General features: G+C 38.8%; 2 protein-coding genes and 1 pseudogene. 2 read left to right on the top strand and 1 reads right to left on the bottom strand.

The annotated features are described in order from the left end of the window. Positions 1 to 513, bottom strand: a pseudogene (locus V757_RS17060) (biotin synthase BioB); the annotation flags it as partial. 181 nt (positions 514 to 694) lie between these two features. On the opposite strand from V757_RS17060, the gene V757_RS17055 reads away from it, so the two are divergent. Then, a complete protein-coding gene (locus V757_RS17055) occupies positions 695 to 1,657 on the top strand; it encodes a YoaK family protein (protein WP_023949244.1) in 963 nt (320 codons plus the stop codon). A 664-nt stretch (positions 1,658 to 2,321) separates the two neighbouring features. After that, positions 2,322 to 3,501, top strand: a 1,180-nt coding sequence (locus V757_RS17050; RefSeq protein WP_261796419.1) for an ESPR-type extended signal peptide-containing protein, incomplete at its 3' end; no start/stop codon positions are given.

Here is a 3,501-nt window from a genome sequence, read left to right as displayed (position 1 = left end):
TCAGTCACCATAAAACTCTGGTGAGGTATCTAAATTATGATTGTAGTAGTCTAGACCAGCTTCTTTTAATTTTTCTGCTTGCCCCTCTTTTAGCATACCAAGTGTGACACAGGTTTCCATACCCATTGCTTTGACCTGGCGAATCATTTCCATGACATCTTCAAGTTGATGCTCTTTAGGGCCTCGCCATGCTGCACCCATACAGAATCGTGTTGCACCATTTTCCTTGGCTGCTTGAGCTGATTTTAATACCTCTTGTAGTGCTAATAAACGTTCACGCTCAACCTCAGTCTCATAACGTGCTGATTGTGGACAATATTTACAATCTTCAGGGCAGCCACCTGTTTTGATCGATAAAAGACTAGATAATTGAATTTTATTTGGATCATGATTCGCGCGATGAACTTGTTGTGCTTGGTATAATAAGTCCATAAAGGGTAACTGAAATAGCTCTAGAACTTTTTTTGTTGACCAAGTGCTGGTATTTTTACGTGAAACGACTAAAGTATCCATGGTGTTTGTTTGACTAAATTAAAGAAAGATAAAAACTTAATAATTTAGTTATCATAATAAAAGAATATCGCTTTTTCAATTTTAATTTTTAATGTTTTTAATCTGCATTTAATTGAAAGTTAATGAAAACTAACGTATAAATAGTGAATTTTATTTAATTTAATGGTTGACTGAGAGCAAAATGTTGTTGGCATATTCAAATCGTTTGACAGGTAAAGCACGAACATATTCTGCTAATACAGAATTAGTCTGTTTTTTATCCTTTGTGGCAGGAGCAATTAATGCAGGAGGATTTTTAGCGGTACAGCAATATACATCACATATGTCAGGCATTGTGTCGCATATGTCTGATATGATTGCTCTCGGTGAAGTTAGTTTAGTGTTATGGGGCTTTGGTGCTTTATTAGCGTTTATTGCAGGATCAGCTACAACCACCGTTATTATCAATTTAATGCGTCATTTGCATTTACAAAGTGAATATGCGTTGCCAATTTTTATTGAAGCATGTGCGCTGATGTTTTTTGGTTTATTAGATGGCATACGCTGGGAAATCTCCTGGCTATGGACCTCTTTAACTGTAGCCACGCTTTGTTATATCATGGGTCTACAAAATGCGATTAGTACGGATATCTCGCAATATGCATTAAGGACCACACATGTGACGGGTACGGTGACGGACATGGGGATGGAAATAGGTAAAATGCTTTATTGGAATAGAGCCAGTAAAAAAGATATAAATGTACCTCCTGTTCATGCCAATATTAAAAAATTAAAACTTTTAGTACAAGTGTTGTTTTTGTTTTTCCTTGGTGGCATTGCGGGTGCTTATGGGTTTAAAACTTTTGGCTTTTTATTCACTTGTTTTCTTGCTTCAGTGCTGGTGTACTTATCTAGTGGTCCTTTATTTGATGATATTAAAACCATATGGCATCGATTCAATGAGCCAGCGGTTATTATTGAACAAAATATCTTAAGTACGTTGGCTGATGAAAAAGAAATGGTTATTTCATCTGCAGAATTGGCAGAAGCAGAGGAAATAGAGATGGATCAACAGCGGCAGTTGAGTCAAGCTCATATTGAACCATTGGCTACTCAGCAAGATATTGAGGAGTTGCATTCCGCTGCTGATAAATCGTTGAGTTAGCTCAAAAGAGTGGAATAGGTTATCAAAGCGTTTTTTTCGAGGACTGATGATTGTTATCAAAAATTATTCTGGATAGCCATTGCATCAGCAATGCTGTTTATTGATTAGTCTGATATATGGGCGATTTAGGATATTACCATCAGGGGATGGAGGGCAAAATGATACCCTTAATGTTGTGTTCTTACCGCTTATTGATTAAAACAGCGTTATGGGGAATTTAAAAAAATAATTTTCTAGAAGAGTGAGAAAATCCCCAAGCATGGCGTCAATTCATAGGCTTTATAAGGATGCTTATTTGTTAGAACACTGAATTTAAAGAAAATAATTTCTTTTGAGTGGTTGCTGTAGAAAAATAGTTATTTAATATTAACCACGCTGCTTTAAAAGGTGATATTATACCTTACTTGCTGTGCAATTATTTTAGTGTTAGGAAACTGATTTTACACAATGATTTTTAGGCTTAAAATAGCCAAGCTTCCAGAAATTTCTATCCAGAATAATCGTTATCCATAAGTTTTACATTGTATTAATTAGCTACTCGCTTAGCGTTGTGACTACGCTTGTGCCTACAGTATTTCAGTGTGTCTGAAGTGAGTATATAACCATTTAGAGAGTAGATAGCAAGATAACTCTCTTCTTTCTTTTTATAGTCTAAATAAAAAATATGAACAAAATATTTAAAGTTATTTGGAGCAAACGATATAACCAATTGGTTGTAACGTCAGAATTAGCAAAAGGTCAAGCCAAGTCTAGTTCCTCCGTTTCATCAGGTGAAATAGACTCAAGAATACCAGTGGGTGGTAAATTTACCGTTTCTACTTTAAGTAGTTTATTAGTCACGGTTATTGGTATGTTTGCAGGGATGCAAAATAATGTGGTGGCGCAAGTACAAGTACAAGCATGTAATAATGGGGTTAATGGTGCCTTAACTCAGAGAATTGCAGAAGGAACTACGGGTGAGTTAGCTATCGGTTCTGGTAGATGTATTTCAGATAAAAATGAGTACGCCATTGCCGAAGGAAATAATTCTATTGCTATAGGGGTTAATGTAAAAGCTACTGGAGTAAAGGCGCTTGCTATAGGTAGTGATACTACAGCAGGTGCTGATGGAGCTGTGGCATTTGGTGCTAATGCCTCTGCAGCTAAGCAGGGGAGTGTGGCTTTAGGGAATGGTTCACAAACAGATGCTGATGCGACAAAAATAACTAATGCAACAATTACTAGTACAGTAGGTACAGTAACAGGGTCATTAACTTATGGTACCTTTGCTGGCGCTCAAAATATTGCTGCTGGTTCACAAGTAAGTGTAGGGGCTCAAGGAGCAGAGCGTCAAATCAAAAATGTCGCACCTGGCGCTGTTAGTGTATCATCAACTGATGCCATTAATGGTTCACAGCTGTATGCGGTAGCATTAAGTGTCGCTCAGACAGCAACCAGTATAGCTTCATTATTGGGTGGAGGTGCAAGAGTTAATTCTGATGGCACTATTAGCATGACAAATATTGGTGGTACTGGTAAGACGACGATTCATGATGCAATTTCGAGTGTATCTTCTAGCGCTATATCTAGTGCATTGATCGCACAAAGTGCTGCTAGTAGTGCCTCAACGAGTGCGACAGCCGCCTCAGCGAGTGCGTCATCGGCGTCAACTTCAGCGTCTAGTGCTGGTTCAAGTGCCTCAGCCGCGTCAAGCAGTGCGTCATCGGCCTCGACTTCAGCGTCTAGTGCCGGTTCAAGTGCGTCAGCCGCCTCAGCGAGTGCGTCATCGGCGTCAACTTCAGCGTCTAGAGCTAGTTCAAGTGCGTCAGCCGCCTCAACGAGTGCGTCATCGGMGTCAACGCTGA

Origin of the sequence: Pelistega indica (assembly GCF_000506865.1) — a bacterium.
Lineage (GTDB): Bacteria > Pseudomonadota > Gammaproteobacteria > Burkholderiales > Burkholderiaceae_B > Taylorella > Taylorella indica.
The sequence above is the reverse complement of the archived record's forward strand: the minus strand, read 5'-3'. Positions and strand labels throughout refer to the sequence as shown.